Source organism: Maribacter algae (genome assembly GCF_047345745.1).
Classification (GTDB): Bacteria; Bacteroidota; Bacteroidia; order Flavobacteriales; family Flavobacteriaceae; genus Maribacter.
On sequence record NZ_JBLFES010000002.1, the window covers coordinates 762,444 to 781,697 of the forward strand.

Here is a 19,254-nt window from a genome sequence, read left to right on the forward strand (position 1 = left end):
TGATAACTCAATCCAAAAACTTTGCCTTAAGTTCTGGAGTTGGAATCATACATTGCTCCTTTTTTCCGAACCAAGTATATCTACATTTTGCAATAAAATCATATACGATATTCCGTAAAGTACTGGGAATCAAAATTAAAATTTTGGAAAGGGTACGATATCCCTTTAAGTGTCGTCCAATCTGTAGCGCTACATCGGATTTTAGATAATACGCTGTTCCCGGATCAATTAAGATGACGGAGTCTAATTTTTCCGTATCAATATTTCTTTCGGAAACAAGCTGTTGCCCAATCTCACTTTGTAATGCGGCATAACGGAAAACATCATTTTTATCTCGCCTAATGACAAATTGTATGAACCCGTTGCACAGATTACAGACCCCATCGAACAATATAATTTTTTTATTGTTTTCCACAATGTAAAGATACTACAGCCGTACGCCACATTTAAAGTTTTATAATGTATTTAAGAAACTGGTCAAATCCGTTTCTTTGTTCAGTCCCAGTTTCTTCTTCAATCTGTATTTCGATTTTAAAATACTCTCGGGCAAAACATTCAAAGTTGCAGCTATTTCTTTTGTGGTCAAATTCATACGGAGAAATGCTGCCAATCGAATTTCCTTCTCGGAAATATCATTGTAAAGGGTCTTTATCTTTTGGTCAAAATCATTATGGACTTCTGCAAAATAGGTTTTGAAGACCTCCCAATCTTTATCGGATGCATTTTCTTTTTTCAAAAGCATTACAATACGTCTATACTCCATTTTAAACGTTTCCGGGGATTCCTTGATCTTCTCAAGATTGTTTATGAGTTCTTGGATAAATGTATTTTTTTGAACCAAGTGCAATGTTTGGCTCGCCAGTTCCTTTTGTTTGTGTTCTAGTTGCTGTTGATAAATGGTCTCTTGTTTTTCACGCGCAATTCTATTTTTCTTGAGGCGTTGTCTAAAACCAAAATAGAGTAATCCTATAATGAGAAGTAATGCGGACATGCCTAATACATAAAACCCTTTTGTGAGCTTATCTATTTTCGCTTTTTGGTTCAAAGTGTTTATTTCTTCTTTTTGCAAAGCAATCTCGGTTTCTTTCTTATCCGTTTCATAAATGGTTTTTAACTCCTCTACTTGTTGGTATTTTCTTTCGTTGAATATGCTGTCACTAATTTGATGATATGTTTTATAATCTTCGAAGGCGAGGTTATTTTGATTTAATTTATTACGTATCTCTGCCCTTGTTTTATAAGCATCCCTAAGCGTTGGCAAGACATCTATCTCTTTAGAAATGACAATTACCTGATTTATATTAGTAAGCGCATTTGCGAGTCTATTTTGCTGAATGTCCAAATGGGCCATTTCATGTAATACTTCGGTTTGGTCCAATTTAATATCTTCTTTTCTTGAAATTTGTAAAGATTCTTCCAAGTAAGTTCTTGCCAGTGTGTAGTTTCCTTTAATGCGCTCTAGACGCGCCAAATCGTTCAAGGATTGCGAGATCATGGATTGAACGTTCATTTCTCTTGCAAGTGCCACGGATTCCTTGAAATATTGTTCCGCTAAGTTAGAATCCTTGAGCATTTCTGCGGCAAGGCCAGCGGTGTTTGCTGCATAACTGTGATATACCTTATCATCATTTGCTTTATAAATAATTATAGCTTTTTTAGCATAATCAAGGCTAGAGGTATAATTCCCCAGTTGATACTCTATATCCGCTAACTGTTTTAATGCATCCGCTTTCCTAACCTCATCTTCAACTTCTTCAAAAAACCGCAAGGCTTTCAAAGTATTCTCCAACGCAATTCTATAATTGCCTTTTTCAATATAGATGCTTCCAAGTACTTCATACTCGGAGCCTCTCAAATCAAAAGTTCCTAAATCTGTATTTTTTCTATTATAATCCGTGTACATGTCAAAGATAGAATCGATTATGGCTATCGCTGTATCATAATTACCCTTTTCTCTTTCCAAAGTGGCCAAAGAATGTAATGCAAAGGTTTGACCTCTAACGGAATTAATTTCCTTGAATTTTTTGAGCGCTAATCGATGAAAATAAATTGCGGAGTCATTTTGAGATTGATTATAGTAATAATTCCCAAATTGGACATAACCATTTCCAATACCCCTTTCATAATTGATTTTTTTGGATAAGGCGAAAGCTTCTTTAGCATATTTGAACGCCTTTTCATTGTCCATGAACATCATTCGTTCATGAATCCTGGATAATACTTTTGCCTTTAAGGTGTCCTCCGGTAATGATTTTGCTCTTGCAATAAGACTGTCCAATTCTTTTTTTCGACCTTGGGAATGACAAAGACTCGAAACAAAAAAAATGACGTAACACAATTTAATAATGGTTTTCATAGGGTTGGGAATGGTTCGATTAAAGGTAAACATTAAAAATTTTTACTAAAATAAGGGAAGAATTCGCTCTTTACAGCTTTGTCCACACTATGTCCATACTATTGATTTGCAACTTGATCTTTAAAATAACTCCTAAGTAAATAATACCAATGATTTTAAGGGATTTTATCTTTTTTAGTGAAACACTCGTCCATACTCTTTCTTAAGAAAAATTCCTATCTGTCCATTCTTTTTTTATATTCCCGTCTGCTTTCAATATAGTTTGATTTCTCTAAAGCATTGATTTTATTGATGTTTTAAAGATTTTAACTTTCTTTCTTTTTTACTATTGTCCATACGTCTTTTAAGGCTTGTCTTTGTAGGATGTCCATACTTTGTCCATGGACAAAACTATTAAGCTGGCTTTTGATCTGCTATTTTTGGGCCGTTCCCCAACCAAACCGAATTACAAATGAAGATATCAGTATATATTACCTTATTGATTTCGTTGGGTGTACATTCCCAGACTTCACTAAGGCAAACATTGAGTATTTCTGGGGGACTCTCCAAGGCCAATATTGGACCCAAGCGTTATGTCTTGTTTCAGTCCGTTGGGCAATCAAGTGTTATAAATACTTTTGGGGTAACGGACAAAACTTTGCGACAAGGTTTTGTACAGCCCCTAGGTCCTGCTGCGATAGAAGATGTTAACCTTCAATTATCACTCATTTTTTATCCAAATCCTTTTGTAAATAGCATCAATGTAGATTTCGAGGAGGAACCTGTTGAGGAAGTGTCCGTTTTTATGTTTGACATGCTTGGAAGATTAGTGCTGTCAAAGGAATATGGACTCTCAAAGAGCTTCAATGTAAATACTGCAACCATTTCTACTGGTGGGTATCTCCTAACCATACAATCTGGTGAACGCAAGAACGTGCAACAAGTAATAAAGTTTTAGGATGGTAAAAAAATTACTTCACGTATTATTCCTTTTTACATTTTATGCGCAAGGTCAAGTCATCTATGTAGAATTAGGTCAATCTATTTCTCAATTCGACTATGAAAATTCTGTAGGGGGTACTTTAAATAATTTACAAAGTGGAACAAATACCTTTTTGGGACTAGGATACAAAATTCCCTTAAAGGCGGATAAGGCAAGTATCATTATTGGAGGACTTTGGTCTAATTACAGTGCTATAGGAGGAGATACAAGAACGGATAGTTTTTTTGAGTGGGATGTAACCTATGCAGGGCTCAATTTTGGGCTGGACTATAAATTTGCCCGCTCTAAAGAGTTTGTATTCTTCATAAAGGTCACTACTTCGGCAGAATATCTCTTGCGCGGAACGCAAACTGTGAACAATCAGGTATTTGGTCTTAATGGAGAGGATGAATTTGATAATTTCCTAGTGGTTCCACGTTTGGGTATCGGGGTACAATACCCATTATCCAATACTGCTGTTTTATACGCACAATATCAATATGGAATAAGCTTCCCTCTTGTCAATGGTAATCCTGATGACGACGAAAAGCTCAATATTGTTACCCATAATATAGGTATAGGAATTACCATCAAATTGCCAGGATGCAATTGCTCACTTTAAAACCAATTAACTATGAAACGTATACTAATATTAATCCTTTTAGTGTTCAACATTTTTTTGGCTGAAGCACAGACCGAAGGAATTACCTATCAAGCCGTATTGGTCGATAACAATCCAGATGAAATCCCTGGAGTTGATGTACCTGCGAATAGCCTGGCCAACCAACCGTTATCCGTTCGTTTTTCGATTTTGAACGTAGCGGAAAATACGGAATATCAAGAAATTCATAGTACGGAGACGGATGCTTACGGTACCATAAACCTTGTGATTGGTAGAGGAGAGGTAACTTCCAATAGTCAAGGAGCTTTTGACCAAATAAATTGGGACGGCCCCAAAAACTTACGTGTGGAAATAGATTTAGAGGCAGGAACAAACTTTACGGAGTTCAGTTTTCAAGAATTGACTTATATTCCCTACGTACGTCATAGGAATATCATTGCTGATGGAGATGCAAATGTTATGGGAAATACCGTGTTGGGTGGTCCGACAGATATTTTAGACCGACTTACAGTACGTGATACCTCCGAGTTTCTTAATAAAGTCACTATACGTACAACTCCACAACAAACAGACCAGACCAATTATGAATCATATCCATTACAATTGGAAAGTGGTTTTCATGGAATGGCGATACGGTTGAACCAAATTAACCCGGGAAGGAATATCAATTACATGTCGTTTTGGGATGGTAATGGTAATGCCATTGGAAGGGTAGAAGGTTTCAGGGCATTTACGGACATTAGTGGCAACTTTTTGTTGCAATTTATAAAGGATAGCGCATTTGGTGACGATGATGTAGAAAATCAGAATGATGAGGATGTTTTGGAAGCGCCACCATTGCCTAGTGCTTTTCAACAATATCTGAACAATGATTATGGGCTTAACTATTTCCTTGAGTACACGGATTTATTATATACCTCTTTTCAATTTGGTGTAAACCTGGCACCCTGTATTGCAACTGCAAGTGTTGCGGGTGACTGCGATGATGCCGTCTGGGCAGGTGTGGATATTGTAGTTCAGGGATTACAGCTAGGAGCCTTTATCTGGTACAACGAAGCGAACAAGGGGGTTGCGTTCGAGTCTGGCGGTGCCGATTATGCGGAATGGTTAAAGAAATACAACATAAATGAAAAGTTTGCCTATGGCGATGTAGTCGGTGTAAAAGCAGGACAAATCTCAAAATCGTTCATTGATGCAGAAAAGTTTATGGTAATTTCAAAAGACCCCATAGTTTCCGGTGCCATGCCACAGGAAAGCAAAAAGGATATGTTCAAACAAGTAGCTTTTATTGGACAAGTTCCCGTTAAGGTAATAGGGCAAGTGAACAAAGGGGATTATATCTTGCCCTCAGGAAATATGGATGGTATGGGAATAGCGGTAAGACCTGAGAATATGAGGGTAAATGACTATAGGCGTATTATAGGTGTAGCATGGGACGAGTATCATGGTAATGACTTATTTAGCTATATCAATGTAGCCGTGGGAATAAATTCAAATGATTTGGTCAAAGAAATCGAAAAAATGCAGATACTTATAAACAGTATGCAAAGTGCCATAACCGAAATGAACCCAAATTATAAGCCCATATTTTTTGAAACGGGTACCACATCATTTACTTCAAAGTATAGGAATACTTCAAAATCAAAACCGATGCGCCAGTTGGTTATGGAAAAGTATGGTCTGGATAAAGCATTGACTCCTTCCGAGGCCCTTCAGAAATTGAATTATATTATGGGTGAGAACGATGAGAAATCAGTTGGATTTAGTTTTTCGGAGTTACCCTATCTAAAGGAAATGATAAAAAACCCATCGCCAGAAAATATTCAGAAGTTTAACGATGAATATGCCATTCTTATGAAGGGTATTGACAATATTATGAGAAGTATCAACTAAAATAGTTGCTGCTATAGTGCTTATTTTTTCTAAAAAAACTTACGTTAAGCGTATCTGATTCTCAACGGTAAAGGTTTTTAAATCAATCGGCTAATACAAGTTCTTCTTTTACTTCTTCAACTACGGCTTGAGGTTTTTTAGGGTCGTATTCCGGTAGTGTTACGGTAAACGTTGCCCCTTTGCCTTTTCCTTTGGAAGTTGCCGTAATATCCCCTCCGTGGGCCGTTACCATTTGCTTGGTCATGTATAGTCCAAGCCCGGTGCCTTTCACTGTTGAATGAAAACGAACAAAAGGGGAGAATAATTTTTTAAGTGCACGCTCGTCCATTCCAGAACCATTATCGGTTATGGAAAAATGATTGTAACCACCTGAGTTTGTAACGGACAAGGATACCTTTGGTTTTTTCTGTTCCCCCATATACTTAATGGCATTGTCTATAAGGTTACTGAACACTTGGATAATCCTGTTTTTGTCCCCGTAAATCTTCGGGAGATTGCTGGGAATGGTAAGTGTTACGTTCTTTGTATTTAATTTGCCACTGACCAAGGTTCTGGCCAATTTCATTATATTGTCGGTGTCCAAAACTTCGTTTTGATTTTCAATTTTCCCTAATTGCGCAATTTTTGTGATATCCGCTATGAGTCCCTCCATAGTTTCACAGGAAATATTGATCAAATCAACATATTCCTTCATATCCGGAAAATCCTCCACGGGAAATTGTATGGGGAACAGGCTCATAAACCCCTGTATACTGGCCAAAGGGCTTTTAAGGTCATGGGATACGGAAAAGGCAAATCGCTGTATTTCCTCATTTTTGACCGATAGTTCATTCGCCACATCCTGTAATCTTTCTTTCTGTCGTCTAAGTTCTTGGGTGCGCTCGGCTATTTTTCGCTCCAGCTTGACCTGATATCTTTTAAGACTGCGCATTCGTAAGTAGTACAATAGATAAACAATACCGACAATAGCAGCAAGTACAGTGATTCTAAACCACCATGTCATCCAAAAAGGTGGGATAATCGTGATATGAAGTTTCTTGCTATTATCCGACCAAACCCCGTCCGAATTTGAAGCTTTTACATGAAAAATATACTCATCAGGATCCAGATTGGTATAGGTAGCATAGTTTTGATTGTTAACATAGTTCCACGTTTCCTCAAAACCTTCTAAGTAATAGGCATACTTTACATGCTCCGGATGTCTAAACGTAATGGCATTGAAATTTAGACTGACAACGGAATGCTTGTAATGAAATGCCAAAGAATCCAATTGGCTGATATGCCTATCTATGACGTTGAACTTGTCCTTTGGTTTTACTGTTTCGTTGAAGATTTTTAAGTCGGAAAAATAGACCATTGGGGTATGTTCCGAATTTTGGATCGTACTTGGGTCGAAAATATTGAAACCCTTACTGCCGCCAAAAATAAAATCACCCGAAACGGTCTCATAGGAAGACCCGCTATTGAACACTTTTCCTTGTAATCCATGATGTGTGTCATATTGCCTATTTTCATGAGTGACCGGATTATATCTTGATAATCCGTTATCCGTACTAAGCCAAAGCCATCCTTTTTCATCTTTTTCCAAAGCTTTGATAGACTCGTTCAGCAACCCTTCCGCTTTTCCAAAAGTGGAAAAACTGTCCTTTGTAGCATCATACTTGTTCAAACCTTCTTGGGTAGCTACCCAAATGGTACCTTCTTTATCTTCATATATATCATTGATGAAATCATTACTTATATTACGGGTCTTACTTGAGCTATGGTATTGCTGCCATTCCCATCCATCATTTTTTTCCGTTATCTTAAAAAGACCTTCTGCCTGAGATCCGGCCCAAACGTTTCCCTCAGTATCCTGCTTCAATTGATAAATGGTAGTCGCCAACGAAGCATCTACTTCGGTTTTGATATCCAGGTTTTCATATGTATCGGTATTCGGGTCGTAAATATGTATTCCACCAAACCAACTTGCTATCCAAATTCTACCGCTTTCGTCTTTGAGGAGCCCCATAATATCATTGGTATGGAGGAAGGAGTTTTCCATGGTCAAAACCTTGTATTCCTTGGTCTTTGTATTGAAAATGGTAAGTCCTTTGCCCCAGGTACCCACCCATAGTTCGTCCCCATTTTTCAATAAACATAGGGCTACGTTACTGTTAAAATTGCCATCATCCAAAGAGTATCTTTGAAATGTATTTCGCGTTCTGTCCCAAAGATTGATGCCGCCTCCATCGGTAGCGATCCAAATAGTTTCGTTCTCATTTTCAAGAAAGGAAGTAACGATGTTATTGCTTAAAGAGTTTTCATTATAAGGCTGATTCTTAATATGCTGAAATTTATGATACTTGGAATCATAGAATGCCATACCATTTTTGAAAGTCCCAATCCATACCGTGTTGTTTTTTGTTTCGTATAAAGACCAGATAGAATTGTTGGGAAGTACTTTGGGGCTTTTGGGGTTGTTGATGATATGCTGTAACCTGTTGAATTCACTGGAGTATACGAACAAACCATTATTTTCAGTACCGATCCAGATGTTCTTCTCGTTATCTTGAAGAATGCTCGGAATGGCATAACCAGGACTTATTGGGATATGTTTTCGATTTATGGTATAGTCGTCTTCAATCTTTATCTGAATGATCTCCCCGACCTGATTCCCCATTAGATAAGCTTTTTTTTCTACTTTGGTAATGCTACGTAACTGAGCGTCCTCGGACACTGCCGAAATAATATTCAAATCCGAATCGATAATCACAACGGAGTTTTTTGTAATTAAAAGCATGTGCTCTTGATCAATGGGCTTTAACTTAAAGACTGAATTTTCCAAATACTTATTGGTTGCATCTTTATTGAATAAAAGCTGTTCCAAACTCCCACTGTCCATATTATATTTGTACAGTCCGTTTTTAAAAGTACCTACCCATAAAAAATTATCCTGCTTATAGATGCTTTTTAAATGCAGTGTATTCAGTATTTCCGCATTCCCTTCAAAATAATAGGGCTTTACGATATCCAATGTACGATCATAAGTGCTTAAACCATAATCAGTAGCGATAAGCAAATTTTGATTTTCGGTTTCAACGATATCATAAATATTGGTATTGGTAAGTCCTGTTTTTCCATTATCGGTTTTTCCAAATAATTGAAAATTAGTACCATCATATTTATAAAGACCATTGGTGGTACCAATCCATAAAAACCCATAGCTATCTTCATAAATTTCTCTAACAGAGCTTTGAAATATGTTATCCTCAATCTGTTGAATGGACAATTCAGTATTCAATTGAGCGAAACTGATATAAGGATTTATAAGGGCAATAACACCAAAGCAGAACAGGTGCAGATAATGTGTTAGTTTCATGGATTTCTATTAATGTAAGAAAATACTTATAACACTAACTCAAAATATTCAAAAATGTTGTAAAAACACCGGTTTTTATTTTATTGGAATTCAAAAGATTTTATAATCGAACAAAATGGAAAGGAGAATCAAAAAAAATCACTTGTGATAACTTCTATTTTTTCTTTGCTTGGACTAGCGCTAATTGGTCCGTGCTTACGTTGGTAGTGAACGTGCCATAATTGACGATAGCCTTCCCTTTTTCCAAAGCATCAATGGTGCCAACGGCTTTTCCATCATGCATGCGCACTAAATCACCAATCTTGAAAACTGGTGCGGGTTTGTTTTTTTCTTTGATTACGGCCTTTTTTTGCGCTACTTTCTTTTTTTCACGGATGACCTTAACTTCCTTTTGGGCTTCTTGGGCTACCTGTGCTTTTTTTGCCCGTTCCGCTTTTGCCTGTTTGGAAGTTTTTTTCTTTCGTTTGCTATTTTCCGTCTCAACAATACGTAAAAGTTCAGAGACCAATACACGTTTTCGCTTATCTTGAAAATAACGGTCAGCAGCAGTATTTACCTTGTTCCCCAACTGAATCATACGTTGGTCATGATCGTACAGCTCTTGATAGTTTTCAAGCTTGGATTTTACCTTTGCGTTCAATTTTTCCAAGCGGGCCGCTTCCTCACGTGCTTTGGCTTCCTCCTCCTGTAATCGGGAGCCAGTTTTTGACATTTTGCTTCGCTCTTTTTGCAGCTTGGCGATAGTGGCATCAAAACGGACCTTACCGCGGTCTATTTTTTTCTTGGCCTTATTGATAAGCGAGTAGGGGATACCGTTTTTTTGTGCCACTTCAAATGTAAAAGAACTTCCTGCCTGTCCCAAAACCAATTGAAACGTGGGTTCCAACGTTTTTCCATCAAAAAGCATATTGGCATTGGTAGCATGGGGCAGCTCATTGGCAAGAGCCTTGAGATTGGCATAATGCGTAGTAATGACACCGTAAGAGCCGCGTTCATAGAAAACCTCCAAAAACGTTTCTGCCAATGCACCTCCCAGTTCTGGATCGGAGCCTGTTCCGAACTCATCGATCAAGAACAGGGTCTTATCATTGCATCGTTTTAAAAATTGATTCATGTTTTTAAGCCGATAACTGTACGTACTTAAATGATTTTCAATAGATTGGTTATCTCCAATATCCGTTAGGATTTTATCAAAAAAGCAAACTTCGCTACGCTCATGGACCGGAATCAACAAACCACTTTGCAGCATTACCTGTAGTAATCCAATGGTTTTTAAAGTGATACTTTTACCTCCTGCGTTAGGACCCGAAATCACGATAATCCTATTTTCAGGGTGTAGTTCTATGGTTTGTGGATAGGTCTTTTCATTTTTACGTTTGTTGTTAAGATAGAGGAGCGGATGATAGGCATCACGAAGATAAAGTCTGTTGTTAGCGTTCAAATTTGGCAATATAGCATTGATATCGGCTGCGTATTTTGCTTTTGCGGCCGTAACATCAATCTGAGCTAAATATTCCTGATATGCCCTTAAGAGCTCCCCAAAAGGCCGTAATTGGTTCGTCAACTGATTGAGGATGCGCTGTACTTCCTCTTTTTCCTCAAATTCGAGGTTGTTTAGTTCCCGGCTATGCTTTAGGGAAGCTTCCGGTTCTATATACACGATACTTCCAGTTTTGGAAGTACCCATAACACTGCCTTTAACCTTGCGGCGATACATGGCCTTTACCGCCAGGACCCTTCGGTTTTCTACCACGGATTCCCTTATTTCATCCAAATAGTCAGAAGATTGATACGTAGAAAGTGCCGCACCAAAACTCTGGCTTATTTTACCGCGTACATGGTTCATGGACCTTCTAATGCGCAGCAGTTCCTCAGAAGCATTGTCCTTGACCTCGCCAAAACGGTCGATTACGTTGTTGATAAGTACGGGAATCTCCGAATTGGACTCCAAGCCAGAGGAAGTAGTATAGAGTAACGGAAAGTATTCCTTAAATTTTTTAAAAAACTTTTGATGAGTCGCTACGGTATCGCAAATACTGTGAATACGCCTAAATCCCAATAATTCCAGAGTGGTATTCTCAATCTTGAGCAACTTCAACTCGCCCGAAATACTATCAAAACCATGATTGGGAATGCGATTGTCACTTTCAAAGGAAGACAGGTACTCTGCCGTTTTTCCCAAGCTTTCCCTTATTGCTGTTTCAACAATGGCAGGAACGATGGTCTTCGCCAATTCCTTGCCCATTTCCGTATTGCAGCGGACGGCCACTTGTTGTAAAACGGCAGGAAATTCTAGGTCTTGAAGTGTTTTGGAGTGTATGTTTGCCAATTTTCTTTTTTAAGCTTTGGCAAAGTTACGGATTGCACTTGAGATGGGGAATTTGGGAAGGTTTCAATATCTATATTGCGAACGATAACGAAGTTAGCTTATTCCAAAAATTGTTTTCAAGAGGTAAAGTAAGCATTGTAAACAATTAAAGGGTTTTGATTAATTTTGAAAGAAACAATAAAACTGTTATTTCGAGTGTAGTGGAGAAACAGTTTTATCAGCTAGAACATCTAAATCACTGCGGCCATCACACAGCGGCCGTTAAAAACCTGAGAAACGCTTATCATATGCCCGTAAACATCCATCCTAGTTGGAAACAACAGCTTCAAACTGAATTTGAACAACCTTATTTTCAAAGCCTGATCAATTTCGTAAAAGCGGAATACACCCAATATACGTGCTACCCCAAGGGCTCCGATATTTTCGCCGCTTTTGACCACTGTCCTTTTGATCAAACCAAAGTGGTGATTATCGGTCAAGACCCATATCATGGCCCGGGACAGGCAAACGGACTCTGTTTTTCGGTAAAGGACGGGATTCCCCATCCGCCATCGCTCATCAATATTTTTAAGGAAATTCAGACAGATTTGGGGCAACCCTATCCGCAAAGCGGCAATCTGGAACGCTGGGCCAAACAAGGAGTATTGCTCCTCAATGCCACCTTGACCGTTAGGGCACACCAAGCGGGAAGCCATCAGGGCAAGGGTTGGGAAACTTTTACGGATGCAGCTATACGAAAACTATCAATGGAAAGGGAGTCACTGGTTTTCTTGTTATGGGGCGGCTTCGCCAAAAAGAAGGCTAAACTTATTGATGGAAACAAACACCGTATTTTAACTTCCGGACATCCATCACCCTTAAGTGCGAACAGGGGATACTGGTTTGGTAACGGTCATTTTTCCGAATGTAATAAAATTTTGAAGGATTGGGACAATAAAACTATTGCTTGGTGAGTTCTTAAATAAAGTTTTTTAATACCTTTATGTGAGGTTTTTTCTCACATAGCTAACTCAAACTAACAAAATTATGAACAAATTTGACGATTTAAAGTCCATTCTACTAGTGGACGACGACGAAGCAAGCAACTTTCTTCACTCAATTTTCATTAACAAATTAGATTTGGATATTGAAGTCAATTCAGCCCTGAACGGTCAAGAGGCATTGGATTTTATCTTGGACAAAGGGATTGAACAACTGCAATTGCCCTGTATGGTCATGCTGGATTTAAGAATGCCCGTAGTTGATGGTTGGAAATTCATGGAAATGTATGCCGAACAGGTCCCTGAAAATCTTAAAGAACAAATTAAGATAGTTTTGGTTACGATCAGTGACAATCAAGAAGATAAGGATATGGCCATAGCTAACCCTTACATCATGGATTATGCTCGTAAACCACTTTCTGACGACACGTTCAAGAAGCTTATTCAAAAGAATTTCTCGTTGTCCTTAGCATAAGGATGGTTAAGTAAGAAGGATTCTTTCCGGGGCTAACTTTTTTTCCAAAAGTTCTAGTGCCAGCAATATTTTTTGCACCTTTTCCAAGGTTTCAAGAGGCAGTTGCCGTTGGCTCCATTGTGTCAACGAAAGCCATTCCTGAATGTCCGGCAGCTTTTGTTCATATCGGTTGGCCAATGTGCGATCAATACTGGGTATGTTCTTAAATTCCTGTGTGTAAGTATTGATGACTTCTAAAATATGTTGAAGAACTGTGGCGTTTCGTTTCAAAAAAAGGTTTGTGGCCACGATCATAAAACAGGGCCAAGGTGTGGGGCAGTTGCCCAAACGTCTAAACGTACCATTATCTACCAAAGGTTTGGTGGTAAACTGTTCCCAAATGAAATAATCAGCCTGTTGGTCGGTCAACCCTTCTACGGCACCCTTAAGGCTATTGATAATCTCAAAATCCAATTCCCTTAAGTCCCAACCTTCCTTTTCTGCATTTACGTAGGCCATAAGGTGACTTCCGCTTCCAAAGCGACTAATGGCAGCTTTTGCTGTTTTTAAGTCGTCTATGGTCTTAAAATCGCTATTAGCGGCCACATGTATGCCCCAAAGTAGGGGAGAGCCTATATACTCTTGAACGATTTTGGAATTATTTCCTTCTGAAATACTCTTTACGATACCTTCCGTGAGGATAATGGCAAGATCTGTTTCCTCATCGGACAATAACCGACTCATTCTTCCGGTTCCTTCCGGAATATCGGTCCACTGTAGGTCTATTCCTCGTTCTAAAAAAGCACCTTCTTCTATGGCCAAATGCCATGGAAGGTTAAAATGTTCTGGGACACCGATAATTCTTACTGTTTTCAATGGGAAGTCAATTTATTGAGGGTGTATTCAATGAGTTTATGTATAGCTTCTGAAGGGTTATTGGAAAATTTCCCCGTAGCCCTATTGGCCAAAATGCAATTTAAGGAAATGGCATCATGTCCTAGTAAATGTGCCATTGCATAAATACCCGATGTTTCCATTTCCAAGTTGGTAATTTTGAGATTTTCATACTCAAAAGCCATTAAACGTTGCATGAAATCGTTAGGGCTCGGTTCAATACGCAACGATCTTCCTTGTGGCCCATAAAAGCCTGTATTTGTGGCCGTAAAGCCTAATCGTATACGATTTTCATTAAACATGACACCCAATTCCGAACTGCATTTAAGAATATAGGGCCTTGCTTTATGGTTATTCCAGTCCGTTTGTTGGATAAAAGCATTTTCCAGATAGCGAAAGTGAGTTTGTCCATTTTTATAAAAGTATAAAAGGCCGTCAAAACCAATAACAAATTCGCTCATTAGGAATGAATCGATAGGAATATCGGGTTGAATGGCACCTGAGGTTCCTATTCTGACAATTTTAAATCGTATACGATTTTCCTTGGTTAGTCTCGTTTGAAAATCGATGTTTGCCAGGGCATCTAGCTCGTTCAAGACAATATCGATGTTGTCCGTTCCTATTCCTGTTGAAATTACTGTGAGCCGCTTACCGTTTAAATGACCGGTATGGGTCAAAAACTCGCGTTTTCCTTTTTTGATTTCTACGGTATCAAAACAGTTGGATACTTCTGTGACCCGTTCGGGATCCCCTACGGTAATAATGGTATGTGCAATGTCCTCTGGAAGTAGATTAAGGTGGTAAATACTGCCATCAGCATTCAATATAAGCTCAGAATGGCCTAAAGGCATACTAGAGTTTTAGTATTCTGTCCACGTTTGTATTGTAGAGGAAATTGTATTTGAGGGCACCGCCCAAATACACATCGTTATCTTGAATGGTGGAATAGTAGTTTGTTTTGCCTTCCAATATTTCTTTGCCCTTTTTGGAAAGCCGTACCGGATTGAATCCCGTGAACAATGGTTTCAAGCGGTTTATAGCCCTTTCGTATTGGGAATCGCCAAAACCTAAATTACCCTGATTTTGGAGTAGAGTTCCCAATAATCCTTTTTTGTTAGCATGTTTATGTTCCATGGCCTGCTTCAAAATATTATTCTCCATGGCGTTAAGCCCATTGGCAATGCTAGGAAAACGTTTTAAGTGGCTTTGAATGGCATCGCCTAAATAGTCAAAGTTGTAATTCTTGAAATCGGTGAGATTTTCCAAACGCATGGGGTTGTCACTACAATATAGTTGCCATACGTAATCCGCATATTCAATATCATCTTGGTTCAGCAACGTTTTTTTCTTGTACAATCCTAAAAGCTGTTCGTCCGAAAGTTCGTTAAGGCCATACATTTTATCGGAATCATCCTCATCTCCACTGCATACCAAAGAAATCTGTGCATATTTCCTATTGGCCAACAACCAACTGATGACGGCAAGCATATTTACTTGGCAAAACAGGTCATATTCAAACCAAAGTACGATTTCATCCTGTTGCTTATGGTTACAAAGGGAGCGATACTCCTTCAATGTTTTCTCAATGAACCAGGATTTGGAAACTTTGTAGTTTTTATGAAGAAACTCAAATCTAGTTTTCCAGAAAGATTCGCTACCTACATTGGTCAGGGTTTTGCCTTCACATAACATTTCGCGCCATGTAATAACGTCTCCTTTTAGGTTGAGTTGTTGGAGGCGTTCGGTAAAACTGTCTCCATTGGTAATGTGAAGTAGGGAACTCATTTTCAATTTGAGTTATTGGTTCTTAGGGCTAAAGTAAGATTTAGTAGAAAAAAACCCAATAATTTAACAGAAAAAGACGCAACCCTTAGTTTTGAATGCACTTATTTCGCTTCATCAACCTCCTACGCGCTTTACGTTAAAGCCCTTTTCTTTAAGGATGCCCATGATTTTATCTCTGTAATCCCCTTGAATAATGATTTTATCGTTCTTAAAGCTGCCGCCAACGCTTAATTTGGTCTTTAGCTCTTTTGCCAATAGTTTAAAATCCGCATCGGCACCGGTATAACCTTCCAAAATAGTAATAGGTTTGCCCTTTCGCTTTTCATACTTGCAGATAATGGGGTCTTCTTGGAGCCAAATATCGCTTTTTGAGGATTCTTCTTTTTGTATTTCCTCAGGTTCATGGTCCGGGAACAGGTTTTTCAGTTGGTCTTTCAAATCCATTTGGTTATCCTTTTATCAATCCTAGCTCGATCAAGCGCTCGTGGAGGAATTCCCCTGCGGTGATATCTTCGTACAGTTTGGGATGTTCTTCATCAACACAGTTTTCTAGGCAATTTAAGGGCATCTCACTGACGGGATGCATAAAAAAGGGTACTGAATACCTAGAAGTGCCCCAAAGTTCCTTAGGAGGGTTTACAACCTGGTGTATGGTCGATTTTAATTTATTGTTTGAAAGTCGCGATAGCATATCGCCCACATTGATCATCAACTGATCTGGTCGGGCAATAGCGTCTACCCATTCTCCATTGTGGTTTTGTACTTGTAGGCCCTTACCGTGTGCTCCCATCAACAACGTAATTAAATTGATGTCGCCGTGCGCAGCGGCACGCACCGCATTTTTAGGTTTGGAGGTAATGGGAGGGTAATGGATAGGGCGAAGGATGGAATTTCCGTTTTTAATATACTCGTCAAAATACATTTCTTCCAGATCAAGGTGCAAGGCCAGGGCACGTAGCACATATTTGGCCGTTTTCTCGAGCATTTTAAAGGTTTCTTTGCCAATTCGGTTGAATTCCGGTAATTCCGCTACCATCACGTTGTCCGGATATTCTTTCGCCAATTTTGGGTTGTCTTCCACATACTGCCCAAAATGCCAAAACTCTTTTAAATCGCCTTCTTTTCTACCTTTTGCATGTTCCTTTCCGAAAGAAGTGTACCCTCTTTGGCCGCCAATTCCGGCTATTTCATAGCTTTCCTTTGTTTCCTGCGGGAGGTCAAAGAACTTTTTGATTTCCTTGTAAAGATTGTCCACGAGGTCATCGGAAAGAAAATGACCGCTTAAGGCCACAAAGCCTATTTCTTCAAAAGCGCTCCCAATTTCGGTAATGAACTTTTGTTTTCTTTTTGGGTCTTCGGAGGTAAAATCGGTCAAATCTACACTAGGTACTGCGCTCATTTTCATTATTTCTATAGCGTAAAATTACGAATAATTGGGATGGATGTAAAACATTAAATTTTACAATGATTAAGTGCCTTTTTGCTACATTTATACCTGCTAAAAACTGAATGCCAAATGGATTATCGGAATTTTGTTGTTTATGACGAGGTAAAATTATCGCTTTACAAAGCGATGCTGAAACCACGCATGGTAGAGGAGAAAATGTTGATACTCTTACGGCAAGGGAAAATTTCCAAATGGTTTAGCGGTATTGGTCAAGAGGCGATAGCGGTGGGAGTAACCAGTGCTCTCCAAAATGAGGAATACATTCTCCCAATGCACCGTAACTTGGGCGTTTTTACAACAAGAGGCATTCCGTTATCTCGTTTATTTTCCCAGTGGCAGGGCAAGGCGAACGGTTTTACCCAGGGGCGGGACCGTAGTTTTCATTTTGGTACACAGGAATTCAAGATTGTAGGGATGATTTCCCATTTGGGACCGCAGTTAGGCGTAGCAGATGGTATCGCCTTGGCACATACCCTAAGGAAAGAAGCTATGGTAACCGCTGTGTTTACGGGAGAAGGCGGTACCAGTGAGGGAGATTTTCATGAGGCTTTGAACATTGCTTCGGTATGGAAACTTCCCGTGTTGTTTTGTATTGAAAATAACGGTTATGGCCTTTCTACACCGACCAATGAGCAATATAACTGTGAGCATTTGGCGGATAAGGGCGTAGGTTATGGAATGGAATCCCATATCATTGATGGCAACAATATTTTAGAGGTATATACCAAGGTGAATGAGCTTTGTGAAGCGATGCGGAAAAATCCACGTCCGGTTTTGTTAGAGTTTAAAACCTTTAGGATGCGCGGTCACGAAGAAGCGAGCGGAACCAAATACGTTCCCGAGGAATTGATGCAGGCTTGGGCCGAGAAAGACCCTTTGGACAATTTTGTTGTCTATCTAAAAGAATTCGGATTGCTTTCCGATAGTGACGATAAAGCGTTGCGTAAGGAAATCACCAAAGAAATTGATGCGCATCTTCAAAAGGCTTTTGACGAGCCCCCAATCAATATTAATTTAAGTAAGGAATTAGAAGAAGTATATAAAAGCATTGAAAATCAACATATTGAACCTAGTATTCATAAAAAAAATATTCGTTTGGTAGATGCCATATCGGATGGTTTACGGGGTGCTATGGAAAAGCACGACAATTTGATTATTATGGGACAAGATGTTGCGGAATATGGTGGTGTCTTTAAAATTACGGATGGCTTTGTGAACGATTTTGGCAATGAACGTGTGCGAAATACACCCATTTGTGAATCGGCCATTGTTTCGGCGGCCATGGGACTTTCCATCAATGGTATGAAAGCGGTCGTTGAAATGCAATTTGCCGATTTTGCCAGTACCGGATTTAACCCTATTGTAAATTATTTGGCAAAATCTTATTATCGTTGGGCGCAACACGCGGATGTTGTTATTCGGATGCCTTGTGGCGGCGGGGTCGCTGCCGGACCTTTCCATTCCCAAACGAATGAAGCATGGTTTACCAAAACACCGGGCTTGAAAGTGGTTTATCCAGCCTTCCCGTTTGATGCCAAAGGGTTACTGGCAACAGCCATAGAAGACCCAAATCCCGTACTTTTCTTTGAACATAAAGCCTTGTACCGCAGCGTTTATCAGGATGTGCCTACAAACTATTATTCTCTGCCCTTTGGAAAAGCCAGTCTTTTAAGGGAGGGCGATGCTATCACCATTGTTTCGTATGGCGCGGGGGTACATTGGGCGTTGGACACCTTAAAAAAACATGAAAATATTGATGCAGACCTTTTGGATTTAAGGACCTTACAGCCTTTGGACATAGAAAGTGTATATGCATCCGTTAGGAAAACGGGAAAATTGATTATCCTGCAAGAGGATAGTTTATTTGGTGGTATTGCTAGCGATATAGCGGCTATGGTTATGGAGAATTGCTTTGAACATCTAGATGGACCTATAAAGCGGGTGGCCAGTTTGGAAACCCCAATTCCCTTTAATGCAAAGTTGGAAGAGAATTACCTGCCCAAAGAACGTTTTGAGACAGCACTTAGGGAGTTGATAGCCTATTAACACGGCATGTGCGTCAAGAATACTGCGAATAGAGCTAATTCCTTGTTCAATTTTCATCAAACTTTGCAATTAATATTTATGTGGTCCGTGCCGTCTAAAAAACGTTACGGTACGTAAATAGCTCAC

15 protein-coding genes are annotated in these 19,254 nt (G+C 39.2%); 6 read left to right on the plus strand and 9 right to left on the minus strand.

Going from position 1 to position 19,254, the window contains the following annotated elements; translation table 11 throughout:
* Positions 1-7: 7 nt before the first annotated feature.
* Entirely contained in the window at positions 8-415 is a 408-nt protein-coding gene (locus ACKWBX_RS10540; RefSeq protein WP_413968641.1) for a thiol-disulfide oxidoreductase DCC family protein, read from the minus strand.
* 39 nt (positions 416-454) lie between these two features.
* Entirely contained in the window at positions 455-2,356 is a 1,902-nt protein-coding gene (locus ACKWBX_RS10545) for a tetratricopeptide repeat protein (protein WP_413968642.1), read from the minus strand.
* 451 nt (positions 2,357-2,807) lie between these two features.
* Between ACKWBX_RS10545 and ACKWBX_RS10550 the strand changes: the two genes are divergently transcribed.
* Genes ACKWBX_RS10550 through ACKWBX_RS10560 form a run of 3 tightly spaced genes read left to right on the plus strand, consistent with a single transcriptional unit; the run spans position 2,808 to position 5,832 of the window.
* Positions 2,808-3,293, plus strand: a complete 486-nt coding sequence (locus ACKWBX_RS10550) for a T9SS type A sorting domain-containing protein (protein WP_413968643.1) — start codon at positions 2,808-2,810, stop codon at positions 3,291-3,293.
* A gap of 1 nt (position 3,294) precedes the next feature.
* A complete protein-coding gene (locus ACKWBX_RS10555; protein WP_413968644.1) occupies positions 3,295-3,939 on the plus strand; it encodes an outer membrane beta-barrel protein in 645 nt (214 codons plus the stop codon).
* Between the two features lie 12 nt (positions 3,940-3,951).
* A complete protein-coding gene (locus ACKWBX_RS10560) occupies positions 3,952-5,832 on the plus strand; it encodes a hypothetical protein (protein WP_413968645.1) in 1,881 nt (626 codons plus the stop codon).
* A gap of 82 nt (positions 5,833-5,914) precedes the next feature.
* Here ACKWBX_RS10560 and ACKWBX_RS10565 read toward each other — a convergent pair whose 3' ends face one another.
* Together ACKWBX_RS10565 and ACKWBX_RS10570 are read right to left on the minus strand one after the other, a co-directional pair.
* Positions 5,915-9,193, minus strand: coding sequence for a two-component regulator propeller domain-containing protein (locus tag ACKWBX_RS10565; protein ID WP_413968646.1), 3,279 nt, complete (start codon positions 9,191-9,193; stop codon positions 5,915-5,917).
* A 154-nt stretch (positions 9,194-9,347) separates the two neighbouring features.
* Positions 9,348-11,522 carry an endonuclease MutS2 gene (locus ACKWBX_RS10570; protein ID WP_413968647.1) on the minus strand — a complete coding sequence of 725 codons (2,175 nt, stop codon included), beginning with the start codon at positions 11,520-11,522 and terminating at the stop codon, positions 9,348-9,350.
* 287 nt (positions 11,523-11,809) lie between these two features.
* Between ACKWBX_RS10570 and ACKWBX_RS10575 the strand changes: the two genes are divergently transcribed.
* Positions 11,810-12,475, plus strand: a complete 666-nt coding sequence (locus tag ACKWBX_RS10575; protein WP_413968876.1) for a uracil-DNA glycosylase — start codon at positions 11,810-11,812, stop codon at positions 12,473-12,475.
* Between the two features lie 73 nt (positions 12,476-12,548).
* The gene (locus tag ACKWBX_RS10580) at positions 12,549-12,977 is read left to right on the plus strand and encodes a response regulator (protein ID WP_413968648.1); all 429 of its coding nucleotides are present in this window, start codon (positions 12,549-12,551) and stop codon (positions 12,975-12,977) included.
* A gap of 6 nt (positions 12,978-12,983) precedes the next feature.
* Here the strand turns inward: ACKWBX_RS10580 and ACKWBX_RS10585 are convergent, their stop codons facing one another.
* The 5 genes from ACKWBX_RS10585 to ACKWBX_RS10605 all read right to left on the minus strand — a co-directional run bounded on the left by ACKWBX_RS10585 (position 12,984) and on the right by ACKWBX_RS10605 (position 17,034).
* Entirely contained in the window at positions 12,984-13,832 is an 849-nt protein-coding gene (locus ACKWBX_RS10585; protein WP_413968649.1) for a substrate-binding domain-containing protein, read from the minus strand.
* Positions 13,829-14,701: a nucleoside phosphorylase gene (locus ACKWBX_RS10590; protein ID WP_413968650.1), complete on the minus strand. Its 873-nt coding sequence runs from the start codon at positions 14,699-14,701 to the stop codon at positions 13,829-13,831. Before ACKWBX_RS10590 ends, ACKWBX_RS10585 begins: the two co-directional genes overlap by 4 nt.
* A gap of 1 nt (position 14,702) precedes the next feature.
* Positions 14,703-15,635, minus strand: coding sequence for a DUF1835 domain-containing protein (locus ACKWBX_RS10595; protein ID WP_413968651.1), 933 nt, complete (start codon positions 15,633-15,635; stop codon positions 14,703-14,705).
* Between the two features lie 114 nt (positions 15,636-15,749).
* Complete coding sequence (locus ACKWBX_RS10600; protein ID WP_413968652.1) at positions 15,750-16,079, minus strand: translation initiation factor; 330 nt, start codon at positions 16,077-16,079, stop codon at positions 15,750-15,752.
* Positions 16,080-16,083: 4 nt separating this feature from the next.
* Entirely contained in the window at positions 16,084-17,034 is a 951-nt protein-coding gene (locus ACKWBX_RS10605) for an isopenicillin N synthase family dioxygenase (protein ID WP_413968653.1), read from the minus strand.
* 117 nt (positions 17,035-17,151) lie between these two features.
* Here ACKWBX_RS10605 and ACKWBX_RS10610 point away from each other — a divergent pair, with 117 nt between their 5' ends.
* Positions 17,152-19,128: an alpha-ketoacid dehydrogenase subunit alpha/beta gene (locus ACKWBX_RS10610; RefSeq protein WP_413968654.1), complete on the plus strand. Its 1,977-nt coding sequence runs from the start codon at positions 17,152-17,154 to the stop codon at positions 19,126-19,128.
* Positions 19,129-19,254 lie beyond the last annotated feature (126 nt).